Origin of the sequence: Paenibacillus sp. S-38 (assembly GCF_049942825.1) — a bacterium.
GTDB lineage: Bacteria > Bacillota > Bacilli > Paenibacillales > NBRC-103111 > Paenibacillus_G.
Genome location: NZ_CP187970.1, coordinates 7,365,366 through 7,384,792, shown reverse-complemented (window position 1 = coordinate 7,384,792; position 19,427 = coordinate 7,365,366). Strand labels below are relative to the sequence as shown.

19 protein-coding genes are annotated in these 19,427 nt (G+C 61.1%); 16 read left to right on the top strand and 3 right to left on the bottom strand.

Features of this window, described 5'->3' with window-relative positions; all coding sequences use genetic code 11:
* The first annotated feature begins 86 nt into the window (after nucleotides 1–86).
* From ACP26L_RS32160 to ACP26L_RS32145, 4 genes are read left to right on the top strand one after another with little or no spacing between them, the layout of a single operon-like run.
* Nucleotides 87–1,193 carry an ABC transporter ATP-binding protein gene (locus tag ACP26L_RS32160; RefSeq protein ID WP_426449676.1) on the top strand — a complete coding sequence of 369 codons (1,107 nt, stop codon included), beginning with the start codon at nucleotides 87–89 and terminating at the stop codon, nucleotides 1,191–1,193.
* Nucleotides 1,183–1,995: an ABC transporter permease gene (locus ACP26L_RS32155; RefSeq protein WP_426449675.1), complete on the top strand. Its 813-nt coding sequence runs from the start codon at nucleotides 1,183–1,185 to the stop codon at nucleotides 1,993–1,995. Before ACP26L_RS32160 ends, ACP26L_RS32155 begins: the two co-directional genes overlap by 11 nt.
* Complete coding sequence (locus ACP26L_RS32150; RefSeq protein WP_426449674.1) at nucleotides 1,992–2,804, top strand: ABC transporter permease; 813 nt, start codon at nucleotides 1,992–1,994, stop codon at nucleotides 2,802–2,804. The genes ACP26L_RS32155 and ACP26L_RS32150 overlap by 4 nt, the downstream gene beginning before the upstream one ends.
* Nucleotides 2,801–3,877, top strand: a complete 1,077-nt coding sequence (locus ACP26L_RS32145) for an ABC transporter substrate-binding protein (RefSeq protein WP_426449673.1) — start codon at nucleotides 2,801–2,803, stop codon at nucleotides 3,875–3,877. The genes ACP26L_RS32150 and ACP26L_RS32145 overlap by 4 nt, the downstream gene beginning before the upstream one ends.
* A gap of 666 nt (nucleotides 3,878–4,543) precedes the next feature.
* Here ACP26L_RS32145 and ACP26L_RS32140 read toward each other — a convergent pair.
* On the bottom strand, nucleotides 4,544–5,275 hold the full coding sequence (locus tag ACP26L_RS32140; RefSeq protein ID WP_426449672.1) for a hypothetical protein: 732 nt from the start codon (nucleotides 5,273–5,275) through the stop codon (nucleotides 4,544–4,546).
* Between the two features lie 271 nt (nucleotides 5,276–5,546).
* On the opposite strand from ACP26L_RS32140, the gene groES reads away from it, so the two are divergent.
* The 4 genes from groES to ACP26L_RS32120 all read left to right on the top strand — a co-directional run bounded on the left by groES (nucleotide 5,547) and on the right by ACP26L_RS32120 (nucleotide 8,712).
* Nucleotides 5,547–5,861: a co-chaperone GroES gene (gene groES / locus ACP26L_RS32135; protein WP_426449671.1), complete on the top strand. Its 315-nt coding sequence runs from the start codon at nucleotides 5,547–5,549 to the stop codon at nucleotides 5,859–5,861.
* Nucleotides 5,854–7,470: a chaperonin GroEL gene (gene groL / locus ACP26L_RS32130; protein ID WP_426449670.1), complete on the top strand. Its 1,617-nt coding sequence runs from the start codon at nucleotides 5,854–5,856 to the stop codon at nucleotides 7,468–7,470. Before groES ends, groL begins: the two co-directional genes overlap by 8 nt.
* Nucleotides 7,471–7,534: 64 nt before the next feature.
* The gene (locus ACP26L_RS32125; RefSeq protein ID WP_426449669.1) at nucleotides 7,535–8,032 is read left to right on the top strand and encodes a hypothetical protein; all 498 of its coding nucleotides are present in this window, start codon (nucleotides 7,535–7,537) and stop codon (nucleotides 8,030–8,032) included.
* A gap of 524 nt (nucleotides 8,033–8,556) precedes the next feature.
* Nucleotides 8,557–8,712, top strand: coding sequence for a hypothetical protein (locus tag ACP26L_RS32120; RefSeq protein WP_426449668.1), 156 nt, complete (start codon nucleotides 8,557–8,559; stop codon nucleotides 8,710–8,712).
* Nucleotides 8,713–9,017: 305 nt separating this feature from the next.
* On the opposite strand, the gene ACP26L_RS32115 is transcribed toward ACP26L_RS32120, so the two are convergent.
* Both ACP26L_RS32115 and ACP26L_RS32110 read right to left on the bottom strand, forming a co-directional pair.
* Nucleotides 9,018–9,833 carry a WYL domain-containing protein gene (locus ACP26L_RS32115; protein ID WP_426449667.1) on the bottom strand — a complete coding sequence of 272 codons (816 nt, stop codon included), beginning with the start codon at nucleotides 9,831–9,833 and terminating at the stop codon, nucleotides 9,018–9,020.
* Nucleotides 9,805–11,172: a helix-turn-helix transcriptional regulator gene (locus ACP26L_RS32110; protein WP_426449666.1), complete on the bottom strand. Its 1,368-nt coding sequence runs from the start codon at nucleotides 11,170–11,172 to the stop codon at nucleotides 9,805–9,807. The genes ACP26L_RS32115 and ACP26L_RS32110 overlap by 29 nt, the downstream gene beginning before the upstream one ends.
* A 718-nt stretch (nucleotides 11,173–11,890) precedes the next feature.
* Here ACP26L_RS32110 and ACP26L_RS32105 point away from each other — a divergent pair.
* The 8 genes from ACP26L_RS32105 (at nucleotide 11,891) to ACP26L_RS32070 (ending at nucleotide 19,298) form a co-directional block, all read left to right on the top strand.
* Nucleotides 11,891–13,402 carry a TROVE domain-containing protein gene (locus ACP26L_RS32105; RefSeq protein WP_426449665.1) on the top strand — a complete coding sequence of 504 codons (1,512 nt, stop codon included), beginning with the start codon at nucleotides 11,891–11,893 and terminating at the stop codon, nucleotides 13,400–13,402.
* A gap of 43 nt (nucleotides 13,403–13,445) precedes the next feature.
* Nucleotides 13,446–14,231 carry a nucleotidyltransferase domain-containing protein gene (locus ACP26L_RS32100; protein WP_426449664.1) on the top strand — a complete coding sequence of 262 codons (786 nt, stop codon included), beginning with the start codon at nucleotides 13,446–13,448 and terminating at the stop codon, nucleotides 14,229–14,231.
* Between the two features lie 217 nt (nucleotides 14,232–14,448).
* On the top strand, nucleotides 14,449–15,030 hold the full coding sequence (locus ACP26L_RS32095; protein ID WP_426449663.1) for an RNA 2'-phosphotransferase: 582 nt from the start codon (nucleotides 14,449–14,451) through the stop codon (nucleotides 15,028–15,030).
* Nucleotides 15,027–15,839, top strand: a complete 813-nt coding sequence (locus ACP26L_RS32090) for a TatD family hydrolase (protein ID WP_426449662.1) — start codon at nucleotides 15,027–15,029, stop codon at nucleotides 15,837–15,839. The genes ACP26L_RS32095 and ACP26L_RS32090 overlap by 4 nt, the downstream gene beginning before the upstream one ends.
* A 285-nt stretch (nucleotides 15,840–16,124) precedes the next feature.
* Nucleotides 16,125–17,180: a tetratricopeptide repeat-containing glycosyltransferase family 2 protein gene (locus ACP26L_RS32085; protein WP_426449661.1), complete on the top strand. Its 1,056-nt coding sequence runs from the start codon at nucleotides 16,125–16,127 to the stop codon at nucleotides 17,178–17,180.
* Nucleotides 17,181–17,484: 304 nt separating this feature from the next.
* Nucleotides 17,485–18,315 (top strand): TatD family hydrolase, encoded by an 831-nt coding sequence (locus ACP26L_RS32080; RefSeq protein WP_426449660.1) that lies wholly within the window; start codon nucleotides 17,485–17,487, stop codon nucleotides 18,313–18,315.
* A 43-nt stretch (nucleotides 18,316–18,358) separates the two neighbouring features.
* Nucleotides 18,359–18,925 carry a CBO0543 family protein gene (locus ACP26L_RS32075; protein WP_426449659.1) on the top strand — a complete coding sequence of 189 codons (567 nt, stop codon included), beginning with the start codon at nucleotides 18,359–18,361 and terminating at the stop codon, nucleotides 18,923–18,925.
* 52 nt (nucleotides 18,926–18,977) lie between these two features.
* Nucleotides 18,978–19,298, top strand: coding sequence for a hypothetical protein (locus tag ACP26L_RS32070; protein WP_426449658.1), 321 nt, complete (start codon nucleotides 18,978–18,980; stop codon nucleotides 19,296–19,298).
* Nucleotides 19,299–19,427: the final 129 nt, after the last annotated feature.

The window sequence follows — 19,427 nt, the reverse complement described above, 5'->3', positions numbered from 1 at the left end:
CAAAGGTTTATATTTACTGTATAAGCGGGCAACGGGAGAAAGTCCCTTCACGTTCAATCGCATTCAAACCAATCAAGGAGGCACTCATGTCCGATCCGACCATCATCCGCTTTGACCGGGTCACCCAGCGTTACGACGACCAGACGACCGTGCTGGACGGCGTAAGCTTCGAGATCCGGCGGGGCAAATTCTATACGCTGCTGGGCCCTTCCGGCTGCGGCAAAACAACCATTCTCCGGCTGATCGCCGGGTTCTTACAACCGACGGAAGGAAGCATTTCCTTCAACGGGAAGGTCATCAACCAGGTGCCGGCGAACAAGCGCCAGGTCAATACGGTGTTCCAGGATTACGCGCTGTTCCCGCACCTCAACGTGTTCGAGAACGTGGCCTTCGGCCTGCGCGTGAAGAAAATGAAGACCGAGGACATCGCCCGCAAGGTCAAGGAAGCGCTGCGGTTCGTCAACCTCGAGGGTTATGAGACCCGCGAGATTACGGAGATGTCCGGGGGCCAGCGCCAGCGGGTGGCGATCGCCCGGGCGATCGTCAACGAGCCGGAGATTCTCCTGCTCGACGAGCCGCTGTCGGCGCTGGATCTCAAGCTCCGTACGGAGATGCAGTATGAGCTGCGGGAGCTGCAGCGCCGCCTCGGCATCACGTTCATCTTCGTCACGCACGATCAGGAAGAGGCCCTCGCGATGTCTGACGAGATCTTCGTGCTGGACAAGGGACGGATCCAGCAGAGCGGGACGCCGACGGACATCTATGACGAGCCGATCAACCGGTTCGTCGCCGACTTCATCGGCGAGTCGAATATTGTAGCCGGCCGGATGGTCCAGGACTACCTCGTGGAGTTCAACGGGCGGCGATTCGAGTGCCTGGACGGCGGGTTTCGTCCGAATGAGGAGGTCGAGATCGTGATCCGTCCGGAGGATCTGGAGATTACCGCCGCCGATCAGGGCAAGGTGAAGGTACGCGTCGACACCCAGCTGTTCCGGGGCGTCCACTACGAGATCTCCTGCTACGACAGCGGAGGCAACGAGTGGCTGGTGCATTCCACGAAAAAGGCTGCGGTGGGCGGCGAGATCGGGCTGCATTTTGACCCGGGGGCCATTCATGTGATGCGGTTCGGCGAAACCGAAGAGGAGTACGATAAGCGGCTCGAGGCTTATCAAGCGGAGAGCCATGAGGACTAATACGGCCACGCGAAGCGCGTATCTGATCCCCTATCTGTTGTGGATGGTGCTGTTCGTGGCGGCACCGATCGTGCTCATTGCGTATTATTCCTTCTTCGATGTGGAAGGAAACTTCACGCTGGGCAACTATGCCAAGTTCTTCACGCCGGTGTATTGGCGGATGGCGCTGAGCTCGTTCTGGTATGCCTTTCTCATCACGCTGTTCTCGCTCTTGGTCGCCTATCCGGCCGCTTACCTGCTCACGAAGACCAAGCACAAGCAGCTGTGGCTGCTGCTCATTATCCTGCCGACGTGGATCAACCTGCTGCTGAAGGTGTACGCCTTCCTCGGCATCTTCGGCACATACGGCACGGCCAATCAGCTGCTTGAGCTGCTCGGCATCGGCACGCAGCAGATTCTGTTCACGGACTTCAGCTTCGTGTTCGTGTCGGCTTATATTTTTATCCCGTTCATGATTCTGCCTATCTTCAACGCCATTGAAGAGCTGAATCCTTCGCTCGTGGACGCTTCGCGGGATCTGGGAGCCTCGGCGTGGACGACGTTCCGCCGGGTGATCTTCCCGCTGACCCTGGACGGGGTCAAGGCGGGCTGCCAGGCCGTCTTCATTCCGGCGCTGTCTCTCTTCATGATCACGCGGCTGGTGGCAGGCAACCGGGTCATCACGCTCGGCACGGCGATCGAGCAGCATTTTCTGGTCACCCAGGATTGGGGCATCGGCGCGACGATTGCGGTCTTCCTCATCCTGGCGATGGCGGTCATTATGCGCCTGACGGGGCTCCGGAAGCGGGGTGGGATCGTATGAAGCAGCGCTGGAAGATATCGAATTTGTATCTGATCGCGGTCTTTTTCATCCTGTATGCGCCGATCCTGTATCTCGGTTACTACTCCTTCAACAGTGCGGGCAACATGCACGAATTCGAAGGCTTTACGCTCGAGCATTATGCAGAGGTGTTCCAGGACACCCGTCTGCTGATCATTGTCCTGAACACGCTGGTCATTGCGCTGCTGTCCTCGGCGCTGGCAACCATCATCGGGGTGGCCGGGGCGCTGTTCATCCACCGGGTCCGCCGGCAGAGCGCGAAGCAGACGCTGCTCACGCTGAACAACGTGCTGATTGTCTCGCCGGACGTGGTCATCGGCGCATCGTTTTTGATTCTGTTCACCATCGCGGGCATCAAGCTGGGCTTCACTTCCGTGCTGCTCTCGCACGTCGCCTTCAGCGTGCCGATCGTGGTGCTGATGGTGCTGCCGAAGCTGCAGGAGATGAGCCCGACGCTGGTGGATGCGGCGGAAGACCTGGGGGCATCCCGGTGGGATGTGCTGACGAAGGTCGTGCTGCCGTACATCCGGCCGGGGATCTTCGCCGGCTTCTTCATGGCGCTGACGTACTCGCTCGATGACTTTGCCGTCACGTTCTTCGTAACCGGCAACGGGTATGCCACGCTGGCGGTCGAGATCTACTCGCGGGCGCGGCAGGGCATCTCGCTGTCCATCAACGCGCTGTCGACGCTGATCTTCCTGTTCACGCTGCTGCTCGTGCTCGGTTATTATGCCGTGAACCGGCGCGGGGCTGCCAGAACGAAGACGATGGCAGAGGGGGTGCGGCCATGAAACCGCTCGTGAGGCTGTTCACCGCCGTGTTTGCTGCGGCTTTTGCCCTGATGTATCTCGCCTCCTATCTCAATACCTCCGAAGGGTACACCGGCGAGAACACACTGACCGTCTACAACTGGGGAGACTATATCGACCCCGAGCTGCTCACGAAGTTCGAGGAGGAGACGGGGATCAAGGTCATCTACCAGACGTTCGATTCCAACGAAGCGATGATGACGAAGATTACGCAGGGGGGCACCACGTTCGATGTGGCCGTCCCGTCCGAGTACGCGCTGAGCAAAATGAAGGACGAAGGCCTGCTGCTCCCGATCGACCCGGTCCGCCTGCCGAACCTGAAGCATATCAATCCTCGCTTCCTGGATCTGTCCTTCGACCCGGGCAACAAGTACTCGGTGCCGTACTTCTGGGGGACGGTCGGCATTATCTATAATCCCGATCTGCTCGAAGAGGGCAAGACGTTCACGAGCTGGAACGATCTCTGGGATGAGAAGCTCGAGAATCAGATTCTGCTCGTCGATGGGGCGCGCGAAGTGATGGGCATGGGCCTCAACTCGCTCGGCTACTCGCTCAATGACCGTGACGAAGCCCACCTGCAGGAGGCCAAAGCCAAGCTGGATACGCTGACCCCGAACGTCAAGGCGATCGTCGGGGACGAGATCAAGATGCTGCTGGCAAACGAAGAAGCGGCTGTCGGCGTCGTCTGGTCGGGTGACGCGTCGGAGATCATGGACGAGAACGACAAGCTCGACTATGTCGTGCCGGAGGAAGGCTCGAACCTGTGGTTCGATAACATGGTCATCCCGAAGACCGCCCATAACATTGAGGGGGCGCATGCGTTCATCAACTTCATGCTCGACCCGGAAGTAGCGGCGCAAAACGCAGAGTATGTAGGCTACTCCACGCCGAACGAGAGTGCGATGGATTTCCTGCCCGAAGAGATCTCGGGCGACAAGCGCTTCTACCCGGATCCGGAGCTGACAGAGAAGCTGGAGGTCTACGAGAACCTCGGCAAGCGCATGCTGTCGCATTACAACGAGCTGTTCCTTGAGTTCAAGATGCACCGGAAATAGAGAAGGCCTGCCCTTGGCGTAAGCTGGGGCGGGTCTTTTTGTAGGGGCGAGATCGAGGCGCCTCAGGGCGGTCTCGGGAACCAAAGCAGGACAGTGGCGAAGTGCGGATCTGGGCATATGAGGTGGAGACGGGCGAACATGCAGGTAGGTGCTATCGCCGGCCTGCTCTGCGCGGTAAGTATTCAAGAGGGCAGCCTGTACTGCAGCGGATCGTGGGAAAAAGGCAAAAGCCAGGCCCGCGGGGTGCGGTGCCTGGCTTCCTGGGGGTGTTCGGCGGAGAGAGAAGCGGGGGGGAGAGGGGGAAGGCGATCAAGCCGGGGAGGGGGACACGGCTGCCGGAATCAGGGATTCGGACGGCGCTCGTGCTGGACTTGCCGGATGAACTGAAGCGGACAATCCTGCCTCCTGCGAGCCCCATATCCCTAAGCTGAATAGGGTAATCCGGGTGACGGCGGCGGATTAACAAGTCAAGCATAGGAAAGCTCCTTCATCTCCTCGTTAGATTATATAACGTATAACCGAACTTTCTGTCTTGATTTTACTTCATACGGGCGGATTCGTCAACTAAATGTTATATTTATTAACATAAAACTATCCTAATGTTCACCTTTGAGGAGGGGAGGCTCGAGCGCTGCCCCAGATCGAGGCGAGGGAAAGCGGCTGTTCCTATTCGGACGGCGGCTCCCCTCCCAGGCGGATCTCTTTGACCCGCAGATCCCTGCCATACTCGGCCTCGGCCCACAGTGCGAATTCGCCGGGAGACACCTGGCCGGGGAGCACGGCGGTGATCCGGTCCTCGTCGATCTTGTACTTGACGTTCATACCAAAGTAGGCGTGCTCGAACCACATTCCGGCATCCCACGGGCTGTACGTTCGCTGGAACAGACTGCCGCCGGCCTCGGCGCGGACCTGGACCGTTTCGTCCCGGACGGTAACTTCCGTGTTCACTCTCGATGCCACGGCTTCAGCGGGATTCTCCACGGGGAGTTCCGTCAGCTCCTCCTCGTTCAGGACGTGAAGCTCCTGTACGTGCACGCCGCTTCCATAGCCTTGGATCAGCACGACCGCAATCTCGGGAAGCTCGTCACCATCGTAATTCCCGCGATAGAGCGCCGGGCGGTAAGTAGGGTGATCCGCGGTACTCCACTCGAAGATGCGGCTGGCACCGTTCGAATGAAGCTCGAGCCGCTGATACATGCCGCTGCTGCTGGGTTCGGCGGCGGTTAGGCGCAGACCCCCAGGACCTTCGGCGAGCAGCGGTAAGGTTTGCGATGCGGGCCCGGAAGACGGGCGCCCTGCAATCGGGGCCTCACCTGCCGGCATGAGAGGGGGTGCGTCGCTTCCGTCAGCAGCCCCCGATCCGGCCAAAGTAAGGAACAGCCACAGCAGTATCGTCATGAGCTCGTCTCCTCTCTGTCTTGGGAATGAATAGCATGTTACCGAAACAGACGACGGGGATGGAGGCCGGGTTGCAGGCCCAAGAAAAAACGAAAAAGGATAAGAAATTCCCTCAAATCCGGTTCTTTAGCGGACTTTTTTTGGTAAATTGCCTGCAATCCGTTCTTTTCGGCTGTTGAGACTCCGCAGAAAATCCGTATATTAATAACTGTGATTAGCACTCTCCCACAGGGAGTGCCAGACCAATTCCGTAATGGGAGGATGAATTCCGATGTTGAAACCTTTGGGTGACCGTGTTGTCATCGAACCTCTGAAGCAGGAGGAAGTGACGGCCAGCGGCATCGTGCTTCCCGAGAAGGCGAAGGAAAAACCGATGCAGGGCACCGTGGTGGCGGTGGGCCGGGGGCGCTTGGAGAACGGCAAAGTGATCCCGCCCGATGTGCGTGAGGGCGACACCGTTCTGTACAGCAAGTACGGGGGAACCGAGATCAAGGCTGAAGGCAAGGAGCTTATGATCATGAGAGAATCGGATATTCTGGCGGTTCTGCAGCCTGCCGGTGAAAAGGAGCTGGTAACGAATGGCTAAGCACATCCTGTTCAGTGAAGAATCCCGCCGGGCGATGCTCCGCGGTGTAGATACATTGGCCAATGCCGTGAAGGTCACGCTGGGGCCGAAGGGCCGCAATGTCGTGCTGGAGAAAAAATTCGGCTCGCCGCTCATCACCAATGACGGCGTGACGATCGCCAAGGAGATCGAGCTCGAAGATCCTTTTGAGAACATGGGCGCCAAGCTCGTCAAGGAAGTCGCCACGAAGACGAACGATGTGGCCGGTGACGGCACGACGACGGCGACGGTGCTCGCCCAGGCCATGATCCGCGAAGGGCTCAAGAATGTCACTTCCGGGGCCAACCCGATGGTGGTCCGCAAGGGGATCGATAAGGCGGTCCGTGTAGCGGTAGACGGGATTCTGAGCACGGCCAAGACCGTCGAGCAGAAGCACGAGATCGCTCAGGTTGCCGCAATCTCGGCGGCGGACGACACGGTCGGCGAACTCATCGCCGAAGCGATGGAGAAGGTGGGCAAGGACGGCGTCATTACGGTCGAGGAGTCCAAGGGCTTCCAGACGGAGCTCGAAACCGTGGACGGCATGCAGTTCGACCGCGGGTACATCTCGCCTTATATGATCACCGACTCAGACAAGATGGAAGCCGTACTGGACGAGCCTTACGTGCTCATTACGGACAAGAAAATCTCGTCCCTGCAGGACCTGCTGCCGGTGCTTGAGCAGGTGATCAAGCAGGGCAAGCCGCTGCTGATCGTCGCCGAGAATGTCGAAGGGGAAGCGCTGGCGACCCTCGTGGTCAACAAGCTGCGCGGCACCTTCACCTGCGTGGCGGTCAAGGCGCCCGGCTTCGGCGACCGCCGCAAGGCGATGTTGCAGGACCTCGCAGTCCTGACCGGCGGCCAGGTGATCACAGATGAGCTGGGGCTGGACCTCAAGAGCACCTCGCTTGACCAGCTGGGCCGCGCCCGCCAGATCCACGTCACGAAGGAGAACACGACCGTCGTCGACGGCTACGGCAGCCGTCCGGAGATTGAGGCGCGCGTGCAGCAGATCCGCAACCTCATCGAGGAGACAACGTCGGACTTTGACCGCGAGAAGCTCCAGGAGCGTCTGGCGAAGCTGGCCGGCGGCGTGGCGGTCATCAAGGTCGGGGCGGCGACGGAGACCGAGCTCAAGGAGAAAAAGCTGCGAATCGAAGACGCACTGAACGCCACACGCGCGGCCGTGCAGGAAGGCATCGTGGCCGGCGGCGGCGTAGCCTTGATCCATGCGATCCAGGCGGTCGAAGCGCTGACTTCCGAGGACAGCGACGAAGCGACCGGGATCCGCATCGTCCGCCATGCGCTCGAAGCGCCGCTGCGCACGATCGCCGCGAATGCGGGCATCGACGGCTCCGTCGTCATCGAGCGCATCAAGCGCGAGCCGGCCGGCGTCGGCTTCAACGCCGCTACCGGCGAGTGGGTGAATATGATCGAGTCGGGCATCGTCGATCCGGCGAAGGTCACCCGCTCCGCACTGCAGCATGCCGCGTCCGTAGCATCCCTGTTCCTGACGACCGAGTGTGTCGTCAGCGACAAGCCGGAGTCGAAGAAGCTCGGCAGCGGGGCCGGAGCCGATATGGATATGTAAGTGAAGCGACCCGTCCGGCATGGACGGGTTTCTTCTATCCATCCCCGGGGAAGGAGGGGGCAGCTTGCGGGACTATTTGCTGTACTGCAGCGCCTGCCATGAATATACGGCACTCGGCAAGTATATCGAGAAGGAAGGGCACTTTCAGGGGGAATACTCGCTGCTGCACAACAGCCATACGGACAGCGACGAGCTTCTGTGCCGCTTCATGATCCGGCATACAGGCCATGAGCTCCGGCTGCATACGAACCGCACGGAGCAATTCACCCGCATCCTAAGAACGGCATCTCGCTTCATGGAGATGGACATCGACGCGTTCTTGGAGCGGGAGCTGGACCGAAAAGAGCGGGTGCGCAGCGAGACCGAGATGGATCGCGGACTCGGTCAGCTGCAGCTCAACGTACTGAGGCAGCAGCTCGAAGAGGAAGCGGAGCGCATCGCGGGGCTGCCGACGAGCGAGGCGGCCGAGTCCCAGTTCCTGCTCGGCAAGGAGGAGGGCGTCAGGCGGGCGCTGGCAATGCTCGAGGAGCTCATGGAGCGGACGCGGATGATGTACCGGTGAAACACGGGTGGGCCAGCGTCGCGGCCGGAGAGGGATAGAGGCACAGCATGGATGAGTCCGAGAGGGAGGCGGTGGAGGGTGGAAGACGGAAGCGACCGATCGATAGAGGCAATTGGCTGACTGAGTGACAGGGGCGACTGAAGTGACGGAGGCGACTGAGATCAAGGAAGTGACCGAGGCGCGAGGTGACGGAGGCGACCAAGGCAAATGAGGCGACCGAAGCGACCGACGAAGAAGGCGAGGTGACCAGGGCGTCTGAGGTGGCGGAAGTGACTGGGCGATCGTAGTGACCGACGATGAAGCCAAGGTGACCGGAGAGACCGAGGTAACGGAGGCGACCGAGACGACCGAGGCTACCGAAGAGGCCATGTGACGGAGGTGACCAAGGCAAGTGAGGCGGCCGAGGTGACCGAAGCAACCGAAGCGATTGATGAGATCGAGGTGACTGAGGCGACCAAGGCGACTAAAGCAACCGAAGCGACAAATTAACTGAGCCGAATTAGGCTACCGGGGCGGTCGAAGCGATGGAAGAGGCAGAAGCGACCCATGAGATCGGGGCGACTGAGGTGACCGAAGTGACCGACGATGAAGCCAAGGTGACCGGGAGAGGCCGAGGTAACGGAGGCGACGGAGGCGGCCGAGCGTTGGTGTCCTGGCGATCACCCGTTCAGCTCATATAAAGGAACCAGGATGCCTTATTCGGATATTTCCCGTCATTTTCCAGCCGATAGCGGAACTCAGATGCGCTATGGCTGCCGATTTCATCCCACAGCCTGCCCATTCATCAACATAGCGAATCTCAGTTCTTCTATGTTGAAAATCATCCCTGCCATGAAGAGCATAACGCATCTGAGTTCCGTAATTTCGTTTTTTTACCCAGCGTCCCCCATCCAACACTGCGCATGCGCAAGAACCGTCCTGGCCATCCGGACGGTTCTTCGCGTAAGCGGCGTGCTTGCCGTGCTGCTGCAGGCTGGCCGCCCCTCTATCCCTGCCCATACCGCCCCAGGGCCAGGCGGGCTGATTCCAGCATCCGCTGCTGCAGCCGGGGGCCCTCCACGACCCGGACCCGCTTGCCGAGAAACCGCAGCCGTGAGAGAACATACTCCGCCTCATCGCTGAGGTAGGTCAGCCGGATCCCGTAAACCTCCTGTTCTTCCTCGTAGATGACTTCCTTGTCGAAGCAGGAGAAGGCATACAGGATCCGCGACAGCTCCCTGCGGTAAGCGGGCAGCACTTCGATCAGCGCCTGCTCCCGGCGGGCATCTAGGATGGTTTTGATACTCCCCAGCACTGCGGCGGCTTCCGTCTTGCCGACCGGTTCCGCACCTACTTCGAGCACGGTCCCGAGTTTGGTCGTCAGGAGGGTCTGCTCCGTAAGATGGTACCAGATCAGGTACCATTCCCTGCGGGCGATCGAATACTCCAGCTTGTACGGGAAGCCGGGCTGTCCGCTGAATTCGAGGCCGCTCCGCGTCCGGATCGTCAGGCGCATGCCGGAGCTTGCCAGGATCATCCGGCGCAGCGGGCGGAGCAGGGGATGGTACAGCGGCCGCGCGGCTGCCCCTGCCTTCTCCAGGAAGCCGCCGGAGAAGCTCAGGTCGTCCTCGCCCGCGAGCAGGCCCCGCAGCTTGCCCAGCGTCTCAGCGGTGAAGGCCTCGGAGGCGGCCGGGTGCTCCAGCATGCGTTTCAGCCAGGCACGTTCATGGGACGTCGACGTGAAAGCAGCCGACTCGTCCAGCCGGCTCATGATGCTGTAGCTGAATATTTTTTCAAAGGGATTCGGAATCCTGCGCTCCATAATAGCCTTCAATCTCCTTCCATTCGTCGATCAACTCCTGACGCAGGTGCCGGGGCTCCAGCACCTCACAGCTGGAACCGAAGCTGCGCAGCCACGGCTTGATCTCGGTGGTGCCGCTGACCTCGATCTCGTAGACGAAGGAGGTCTCATCCTCCTCGGTGATGCACCCCCACTGTCCCTGCAGCTCCACGCGTTCCCGGATCCAATCGGGCTGCCCGCCGGCCGGGCGGTAGAACCGGGCCCGGACCTTGACGGGACGCGAAGTGTCGAGCAGCCAGCTGCGGCTGAGCTTCATCTGCAGCACCTGCTGGCGCTCCAGATGGACGTCCTCGGGAACTTCCTCGCCCTCCTCGATCTGGGTCATCCCCTCGACCCGGTACGTGCGGATGCCCATCTTCGGGTGCGCGGCCAGCAGGTACCAGCGCCCATACTGGTGATCGTAGACCACCCTGAGCGGCTGTGCGCTCTCCAGGGTGCCGCTTGTCTCGCGTTCGAAGAGCGGGTTCGTGTTGCGCGAGCTGTAGTGGGCTCCGGACTTCGGCGAGAAGTATAAGAACTGAATCCTGCGCCGATGCTCGATCGCATGCAGCAGGGTGTGCAGATGGGCCTCGTCCAGGATGCGGGAGGGATAATGATATTTGTAGCAAAAAGGCTCGGTCAGCAGATTCATCCGGTCTTGACGCGGGCTCCCGTCCGCCGCATCCATGTCGTACGCTTTGATCCGAAGAGCCCGCTTGAGGCTGTCGCGCAGCAGATACCCTTGTACGGAAGGGACCTGTGTGTTGGCCATGATATCCACATAGTCGTACAGATCGCACAGCTCATCGAAGGAGAGCTCCGTCAGAAGGCTGTTCTGCAGCCGGTAGCGGTAGGGCCGCGGGCCGGGCTCCCGGCGGATGACCCCCACCTCCTCGAGGTATTTGAGGTCGGAGCGGACCGTTTTCTCATCGGGCAGGAGAGAGTCATCCGGCAGCTCCGAGCAGCACGTGTCGAGCAGTTCGAGTGCCGTCTGCGGCGTCTCCTGAAGTGAAGAGAGCAGCAGGGCGAGCCGGCGGCTCTCCGATTCCTTGAGCGACTTCGCCCGGTACAGGAACAGGAGCAGCGGGTCGGCCGATTCGAAGTAGCGGTAGCGGAGCATATCCGCGAACTCCCGGCTCTCTTCCCCGGGAAGCTGGCGGTACACCGTACCGAGCACCTCCTTCAGGCGCCGGATCGTCTTGTCGAAGGTGTGGACGGAGATGCCAAGCCGCCGGGCATACTGCTGCCGGTCATAGGCGCCGCTGGTCAGCACCAGCATGCGGAGGAATTGGATTTCTTTATCAAAGCTCTCCCGGGCCATCGGGTCATGCCTCCGTTCGGTTCATTCTCGTTCACCTATTGTAGCAGGAGGGGGAAAGGGGGGGCTACCACAAAATTTTTGGCGGCAGCACCTCGTCGTAATACTTGCGCCATGTTCACGGCGGCGGAAATGAGCGATGATAAGGGTGTGAGACGGACGGCATGCCGCTTCGGCTCACGACGATCTCCGAGGCGCAGGAAGGGGTCCTTCGTGCCGCCGGTTCGAGTCCGGCTCCCGCATCAGGCGGGATAGCTTAGTGGGTAGAGCAGTCTTCCCTTTCCGCTCACTCCCTCGAAGATCCGGCTGCATGGGCAGAGGCAATGCGGATCCTGGTATGAAGGAAGCGAGGCGCCTGAAAGGGTTCCTTCGACTTCCAAATTGAAAATGAAAGGCGCGCCGAGATTCACACATCGGTTAGGAGCGCGCCGAAACCTTTTCGCCATTTTCCTCGCTTCTTCTTTCCCGATCTGCATGAATGCTGTACTGCCCGTATCCCAACAAATCCGGCGAGGCGCCGGGGAGGGTTCCTTCGATCGCTAACGATGACAGGCCGGACTTCGGGTTCGGCCGCAGGTTCGACTCCTGCAGCTCCTTCCCCCTTCTTCCTCGCCGGCCTTATTCAGTAGAAGAAAAATCAAGTCTGCTTGGGTCTACCCTGCCAAAGGCGCACCGTCCACAAGGACGGCAATGCCGGTTATCCTTAAGGAGGCTTCCCACCATGAGCCATGCACGCAAGTTATTCGGCCGCATGCGGCCTGAAATCTATAACCATGAAGGCTATGCCGTACATACCCGCTCCCTCGAGGAGCAGTATCTGCAGACGCTGCTGACCAATACGATGGGCAGTACGTTCTATGCCGACGGGGGCGAGCTGCTGGAAGACGCGCACCGGATGCATTTGGAGATGGCGCAGCACGACCCGCAGTTCATGGCCCGGGCGCTCGTCTTCGCACGAAGCGAGGGCTTCATGCGCCTGCAGCCCCTGTACGGGCTGGCCGTGCTCTCGGGCATCCGCCCGGACCTGTTCGCACGGGCCTTCCCCGGCGTCGTCCGCATTCCGTCCGACCTGGCGGACTTCCTCACGGTCCTGCGGGGGCTGGGACGCGGACAGGGCGGTCGCGCCGTGAAGCGGCAGGTGAAGGGGTTCCTCTCCGGCGTCACCGAGTATTGGGCGCTGAAGTACAACGGGCGCGGCCGGGGCTACAGCCTTGGCGACGCGATCGCTACAGCGCATCCGAAGCCCGCGGATGAGAAGCAGCGCGCGCTGTTCCGCTGCCTGCGGGGCAAAGAGACGGACCTGTCGCTGCTGCCCCAGATCGCGGCGTTCGAGGAGCTGAAGCGCGCTGGTTCGGAAGCCGAGCAGCTGCACTGGATCGTGGAAGGCCGGCTGCCATATGAGACGGTCACCGGCGCGATCCAGCCGACGCGGGCGGTCTGGGAAGCGCTGCTGTACCAGATGCCGCAGTTCGCGCTGCTGCGCCACCTGAACGCGCTGGACCGCGCGGGGGTGTTCGGCTCCCCCGAGCACCTGCGGTATGCGGTGAACCGGCTGACCGACCGCGAAGCGCTGGAACGCTCCCGCATCCTGCCGTTCCGTTTTGCGGCGGCCTTCCGCCAGGTCGGGCACCCCGAGCTGCGGGATGCCCTGCGTGCGGCGGTTGACCTTACCTTCGACGCCTTGCCGGAGCTGCCGGGCCGCACCGCCGTCTTCCTCGACATCTCGGGCTCGATGAACGGCGAGTACCTGCAGACCGGCTCCGTGTTCGCCCTGGCGCTCTACAAGAAGACGCAGGGGGAGTCGATCTTCTGGCTTTTCGATACCGAGGTTGTCGATCCGAGGCCTTCCCGGTACGACAGTATTCTGGGGCAGGCGGAGCAGATCCACACCCGCGGGGGGACGGACACCGGCGCGCCGGTGCGCAGGTTGACCCGTGAGAAGCAGCACGTGGACCGCATCATTATCATTACGGATGAGCAGCAGAACAGCGGCAGCCCGTTCTACCGCGATCTGCAGGCTTACCGGGCGAAGGTGAATCCGGAGGCGCAGGCGTTCATCGTGGATATCGCACCGTACCGGCATGCGATGGTGCCGCCGGAGGACCCGCGAACCTTTTATATCTACGGCTGGAGCGATACGGTTCTGTCTTATATTGCGCAGGCATCGCAGGGGTACGGTTCCCTGGTGGAACGGGTGGCAACAATGGAGTGGGAAAAGGAAACTGCCGGATGAGTTCCGGGAGCAGTATCCGGTGTGATCAAGGAGGAAAAACAGCATGACGAACATACGCGAAGAAATCATCACCCAGCTTCACCGCATCGAAGAGGAGGAGAACGTCCGCATTCTGTACGCCTGCGAGTCGGGCAGCAGGGCCTGGGGCTTCCCGTCGCAGGACAGCGACTATGACGTGCGTTTCCTGTACCTGCGCCCGCTGGATTGGTACCTCTCCATCGACGAAGGGAGGGACGTCATCGAGCGTCCGATCTCGGACCGGCTGGACCTGAGCGGATGGGATTTGCGCAAGGCGCTGCGCCTCTTCCGCAAGTCGAATCCGCCTCTGCTCGAGTGGCTGCAGTCGCCGATGCCGTACCTCGAGAAGTACACGACCGCCGAGCAGATTCGCCGAATCTCCCCGCTGACCTTCTCGCCGAAGTCCTGCATCTACCACTACCTCAACATGGCGAAGGGCAACTTCCGCGAGTATCTGCAGGGGGACCAGGTGAAGATCAAAAAGTACTTTTACGTGCTCCGTCCGCTGCTGGCCTGCGGCTGGATCGAACGGTTCGGCACGATGGCCCCCATGGAATTTGATGTGCTCGTGGAGCGGCTGATCCCGCAGGACAGCGAGCTGTACACGGCCGTACAGACGCTTCTGGCCCGCAAGAAAGCCGGCGACGAGCTCGATTACGAGCCGAAGGTCGGGCCGATCAGCGCGTACCTCGAGGAGCGGATCGCGTACTTCGAGAAGGCAGCCGTGCAGCAGCCGTCAGGCAGCGGTACGGGGGATGCCGGATTGGACGCCTTGTTCCGTGGGGCGCTGCGGGAGGTATGGGGGGAGTAAAAAGTAGAAGGGATCCGGCCATTCGTGCTTAGAGCATGGAGGGCGGATCTTTTGTTTGCTTTTGCACCCGCCTGACATACAACGGGCCATGTACCGGGTTATAGTGCCTCCGCACAAACCGTTATACCCATTCTTTCCCTCGCCCCGGCCGTCCCGGCGGTTATAATGGAAGGACAGAAACTGGCGATAACGGACAGAGAGAAAGTGGGAACGGAACATGCTGACACCGGCGTCCGAACAACGATTAAGCAAATTCATGACCAAACTGCTGCGCCACACGCCGGGAGAATTCGGGCTCTCCCTCGATCCGGCAGACGGCTCCTGCACGGTGGAGGCGCTGCTGCAGGCGATCCGCGCCCAGCGTTCGTGGGCCTGGGTGACGGAAGAAGACATCTCTGCCGTGGTAGGGCGGTCGGAGAAGCAGCGCTTCGAGCTCCGGGACGGCCGGATCCGCGCCCGGTACGGGCACAGCCATGACCGGGTGCAGTACGAGCCCGGCACACCGCCGGATCTCCTGTATCACGGTACGAACGCTGAATCCGCCCCGGCCATTCGGGCTGAGGGCCTCCGCCCGATGAACCGGCAGTATGTGCACTTATCCGAGGGTACCGGCTTCGCCTCACTGGCGGGAAGCCGGAGAGGAGAACTCCTCATCCTCACCGTGGATACCCGGAAAGCGGCAGATCTCGGCGTAACCTTCTACTACGCCGGTAATGAAGTATGGCTGGCCGACGAGGTTCCCGCTTCCTGCCTTGCCGTTCATCCCGCCGAGAAGGAGAAAGGAGCTCCTCCGCTATGACGCTCACCGGCCCTGCGCTTATCGACATCGGCGTGAACCTGACGCACCGCTCCTTCCATGCGGACCGGGAGGAGGTGATCGCCCGTGCTCTGGCCGCCGGCGTATCGCCGATGAACCTCACCGGCACGTCGCTGCGCAGCAGCACGGAAGCGGCGAAGCTGGCCGGCCGCTATCCCGGGCGGCTCTACTCGACGGCCGGGATTCATCCGCACGACGCCAAGGGCTGCGACGAGACAACGATCCCCAGGCTGCGCGAGCTGGCGGCCCTGCCGCAGGTCACAGCCATCGGCGAATGCGGCCTCGACTATAACCGCGACTTCTCGCCCCGCGACGTGCAGCGCCGCTGGTTCGAGGAGCAGCTCGGGCTCGCCGCCGAGACCGGCCTGCCCCTGTTCCTGCACGAGCGGGAAGCCCATGCGGACTTCACCGCGCTGCTCCGGCAGCACCGGCCGTACATCGGCCGGGCGGTCGTGCACTGCTTTACGGGCACCGCGTACGAGCTGCACAAGTATCTCGACATGGGCCTGTACATCGGCATCACCGGCTGGATCTGCGATGAACGGCGGGGGAAGCACCTGCGCGAGCTTGTGAGGAGCATCCCGCTCGAGAGGCTGATGCTGGAGACGGATGCACCGTTCCTGACGCCGCGCGACCTCTCGCCGAAGCCCAAGGACGGCCGCAACGAGCCGGCTTTCCTGCCGCATATCCTGCAGACGGTGGCCGCTTGCATGGGCAGGCCTGCGGGGGAAGTGGCGGAGGCGGCGACGCGGACGGCACGGACTTTTTTCGGCATAGGAAAGCAGGGTTGAGGATGCACAGAGGAGCAGTCTTCCGCGTGGAGGGCTGCTCTTTGTGCATGACCGAATCAGGACGCCTAGGTGCTGGGTTCCGTCATCGGACGGCGCAGCCGGTTATCCCCTGCCGCAGCACACCGGGATTCGCCAGGTGTGTACCCGGGGCGTACCTCACCTAGACATGTATCGTGGGGAAAAACCCTCTCGGCGGCAGCCGTAGAAGCCGATAGAGTTATAAGGGGGCTCGGCATTGGGTTATACTGGTCCCATGATCCAAAAAGGGGTGAGACATTGGTTCGGTTGTCGCTGACCATGATCGTCAAGAACGAAGCTCAAGACCTGGCCCGATGCCTCGAGAGCGCGAGGCCTCTCGTGGATGAAATCGTCATTGCGGATACGGGCTCGACCGACAATACTAAGGAGATCGCCCTCTCGTACGGAGCGAAGGTCTATGATTACGAGTGGACCCACAGCTTCTCGGACGCCCGCAACTTTGCGCTCCGGCAGTCGACGGGGGATTGGAATCTCGTCCTCGATGCGGACGAATATATCCTGAATGACTGCGGTCAGGAGATCCGTGCGTTCATCGCCCGCCGGCAGGGCATCGGCCGGATCAAGCGGATCGATAAATTCGAGCAGAACGGCGAGGTTATGGAATCACAGGTCTATATATCGAGACTGTTCCCGAGAGGAACCTTCTATACCGGCATCATTCATGAGCAGGTAGTGACCGATCTGCCTGCGGTGAAGACATCCATCGAGGTGTACCATGACGGGTATTTCCGCAGGAACAAATCGGACCGCAATCTGAAGCTGCTGCACCAAGCGGTGGAGGTGAATCCGACGGACGCCTATCTCCTCTTCCAGCTGGCCAAGGAATACCGGATGGCGGGGGACTACCAGGCTGCAGCCCCGTACTTCTCGCGGTGCTATGAGCAGCTGCGCAGAGAGGAGGCGTTCTACCCGCTGGCGGTCGTCGATTACCTGTACAACATCATTGCGGGCGGGAAGCTGGAAGAAGGGTTGGAGCTCATCGAGAGGGAAAAGCCGTTCCTGCCGGACTATCCGGACTTCCACTTCGCCTGCGGGCACTTCTATCGGGAACTCGTGTTCAGCAATATTGAGAAGTATATTGCCTTCTTCCCGCAGATCGAGCAGTCGTTCCTGGCCTGCCTCGCTCTAGGGGAGACCAGCCGGTATGACAGCGTGCGGGGCACGGGAAGCTTCCTGCCGGCGTACAACCTGGGCGTATTCTATGAGACGACCGGGGATATGACGAAGGCCCGGATGTACTATGAAGCCGCAGCGCGTGACAGCTACAAGCCGGCGGCGGACCGTCTGGCGAAGCTCCTGTGAGGCTGGGGACGGTCGGCAGCAGCGGTCCAGCCATAAGCGGGTGGAGCGAATACCCCGCAGCATGCATTCCGAGAGGAGGGTGACCCAAGCCTTCCTCCGGTACGTGCGTGCTGTGGGGGTATTTTGCCATGCCGTGGAACTGGGGGTTCATAAGGGAAAGCGTGGCGGGCAGGGGACCGGTCTGCCGAACTTGACGTGCAGATCCTTCTCCAGGAAGCTGGGCTTAGCATCCGCCGCCGATCCGGTATAATGAAGGAAGTGACTACCGAGCCTGCTTCGGCTCGTTTCCCGGGAGGACCTCGATATGCCGCAAATCCATTCAAGCGATGCCCCGGACTACCCGGTCATCGACACCCATATCCACCTGGACGCCTACGGGGCGGCGGACCGGGAGGCGCTGCTGTCATCGCTGGCGGACAGCGGCGTGCAGGCGCTGGTCGCCGTCTCGATGGGCCCCGCTTCCTGCAGGGACGTGCTGCGTTTGAGCCGGCAGGCGCCCCCGGGCCGCATACGCTGCGCCTTCGGGTATCATCCGGAGCAGCCGCTGCCTGACGCTGCCGAAGAGGAGGCGCTGTTCGCCTGGATCCGCGCGTACCGGTGCGAGATGACGGCGGTCGGCGAGGTCGGCCTGCCGTATTATCTTCGCCAGGCGGCGGAGCTCCGCGGCGAAGAGTTTCCGCTGGACGGCTATGTCCGCCTGCTTGAGCGGTTCGTGCGGCTGGCTGCGGAGCTGGACAAGCCTATCGTGCTGCACGCCGTCTATGAAGATGCAGACACGGCGCTGGACCTGCTGGAGCGTCATGGCGTGCACCGTGCTCATTTTCACTGGTTCAAGGGCAGTACGGATACGCTCCGGCGGATGGAGCGTATGGGCTGCCATGTCTCGGTGACGCCCGACCTGGTGTACCAAGCGAAAACACAGGCTGTCGCCGCCGCCGTGCCGCTGGAGCGGCTCATGGTGGAGACGGACGGGCCTTGGCCTTTCGAGGGGCCGTTCGCCGGACAGACCACCCATCCGTCCATGGTCCGGCAGGCGATCCGGAAGATCGCGGAGCTCAAGGGAATGAAGGAGGAGGAAGCAGGCCGTATCCTCTATGAGAACTCGTGCCGCTTCTACGGCATCCCGCCCGTTTAAACCGGCCCCCTGATGGACACAAAGAATAAGGGGTGATGCGGGCATGAAGGATGAAGAGCTTCACAATCTGGTGAATGAGGCACAGAAAAGGCTGACAGAGCTTCGGCTTTCCCATTGGATACAGCATGAGGTGCTGACACCCCAGTGGTGGTTTTTGCTTGTGCTGTTCCTGGGCACCTGGCTCCTCTGGTGGCACCTCGCCGACAAACGGCGCTTGTTCGAAATCGGCTTCCTCGGGCTGCTCATAGCCTATCTCGCCACCCTGCTCGATGCAGCAGGCACGGAGCTTCAGTTCTGGAGCTATCACTACAAGCTGTTCCCGCTGTATAACCGTCTTATGACGGCCGACATCGCCCTTATTCCTGTGTGCTATATGCTCCTTTATCAGTGGTTTCCGGGCTGGAAGCCCTTTCTCCTCGCCCATACCGTCCTGGCGCTGGGTGCTTCGTTTGCTGCAGAGCCGCTTTTTATGCATCTGGGGATCTATCAGCCTATACTCTGGAAATCGTACTATTCCTTCCCGGTTTACCTGCTCCTGGCTTCGTTCACGAAGGGGATGATGGAGACCGTCAAAAAGAGATATACAAAAATCACCGCCCCCGGTCGATAAGGTAAGTAACAACAGGTTGCAAACCATTCCAACGGCCCCGGGGGTATGTGTCATGTCCAAGCTAATCTATACCGATGAGTCCTGTTATCCGCCGCCCCGCGGCAGGGGCTTGTCCCACGAAGAGCAGTACTGGCTGCAGTTCGGGCTGCAGCATATGGAGCGGGAGGAGCTGCGGGGCGGCTATCTCGCCCAGCTCGATGGGCTGGAAGTAACGGCTTCCTGCGACTGCGGGGAGCCTACCTGCGTAACGGTCCGGTTCGCCGGAACGGGGAGCGAGCATGCCGACCGCCTGGTGGAGCTGGAGCTGCAGGATGGCCGGCGGCTGCTCATCCGGCACCGGCAGGGCCGGCTTGCGGAGCTCGAGCTGATCTGAACCACGGAATGCAGCTGCACGGAGAAGAAGACGAAGACGACATTAACGGAACCATTGCGCCTTAACCGCTCGCTTGTCGAGCGGTTTTTTGTGTTGAGATTGTTGAGATGTTGGGTGGCAGAAAAACCT

Excerpts from the sequence above, each read along its gene's own strand:
- ACP26L_RS32160 (WP_426449676.1), top strand. The coding sequence starts at position 87 with ATGTCCGATCCGACCATCATCCGCTTTGACCGGGTCACCCAGCGTTAC.
- ACP26L_RS32115 (WP_426449667.1), bottom strand. The coding sequence starts at position 9,833 with ATGGAGCGCAGGATTCCGAATCCCTTTGAAAAAATATTCAGCTACAGC.
- ACP26L_RS32110 (WP_426449666.1), bottom strand. The coding sequence starts at position 11,172 with ATGGCCCGGGAGAGCTTTGATAAAGAAATCCAATTCCTCCGCATGCTG.
- ACP26L_RS32150 (WP_426449674.1), top strand. The coding sequence starts at position 1,992 with ATGAAGCAGCGCTGGAAGATATCGAATTTGTATCTGATCGCGGTCTTT.
- ACP26L_RS32090 (WP_426449662.1), top strand. The coding sequence starts at position 15,027 with ATGACGCTCACCGGCCCTGCGCTTATCGACATCGGCGTGAACCTGACG.
- ACP26L_RS32080 (WP_426449660.1), top strand. The coding sequence starts at position 17,485 with ATGCCGCAAATCCATTCAAGCGATGCCCCGGACTACCCGGTCATCGAC.
- groES (WP_426449671.1), top strand. The coding sequence starts at position 5,547 with ATGTTGAAACCTTTGGGTGACCGTGTTGTCATCGAACCTCTGAAGCAG.
- ACP26L_RS32140 (WP_426449672.1), bottom strand. The coding sequence starts at position 5,275 with ATGACGATACTGCTGTGGCTGTTCCTTACTTTGGCCGGATCGGGGGCT.
- groL (WP_426449670.1), top strand. The coding sequence starts at position 5,854 with ATGGCTAAGCACATCCTGTTCAGTGAAGAATCCCGCCGGGCGATGCTC.
- ACP26L_RS32100 (WP_426449664.1), top strand. The coding sequence starts at position 13,446 with ATGACGAACATACGCGAAGAAATCATCACCCAGCTTCACCGCATCGAA.
- ACP26L_RS32145 (WP_426449673.1), top strand. The coding sequence starts at position 2,801 with ATGAAACCGCTCGTGAGGCTGTTCACCGCCGTGTTTGCTGCGGCTTTT.
- ACP26L_RS32095 (WP_426449663.1), top strand. The coding sequence starts at position 14,449 with ATGCTGACACCGGCGTCCGAACAACGATTAAGCAAATTCATGACCAAA.
- ACP26L_RS32105 (WP_426449665.1), top strand. The coding sequence starts at position 11,891 with ATGAGCCATGCACGCAAGTTATTCGGCCGCATGCGGCCTGAAATCTAT.
- ACP26L_RS32155 (WP_426449675.1), top strand. The coding sequence starts at position 1,183 with ATGAGGACTAATACGGCCACGCGAAGCGCGTATCTGATCCCCTATCTG.
- ACP26L_RS32120 (WP_426449668.1), top strand. The coding sequence starts at position 8,557 with ATGGAAGAGGCAGAAGCGACCCATGAGATCGGGGCGACTGAGGTGACC.
- ACP26L_RS32075 (WP_426449659.1), top strand. The coding sequence starts at position 18,359 with ATGAAGGATGAAGAGCTTCACAATCTGGTGAATGAGGCACAGAAAAGG.
- ACP26L_RS32070 (WP_426449658.1), top strand. The coding sequence starts at position 18,978 with ATGTCCAAGCTAATCTATACCGATGAGTCCTGTTATCCGCCGCCCCGC.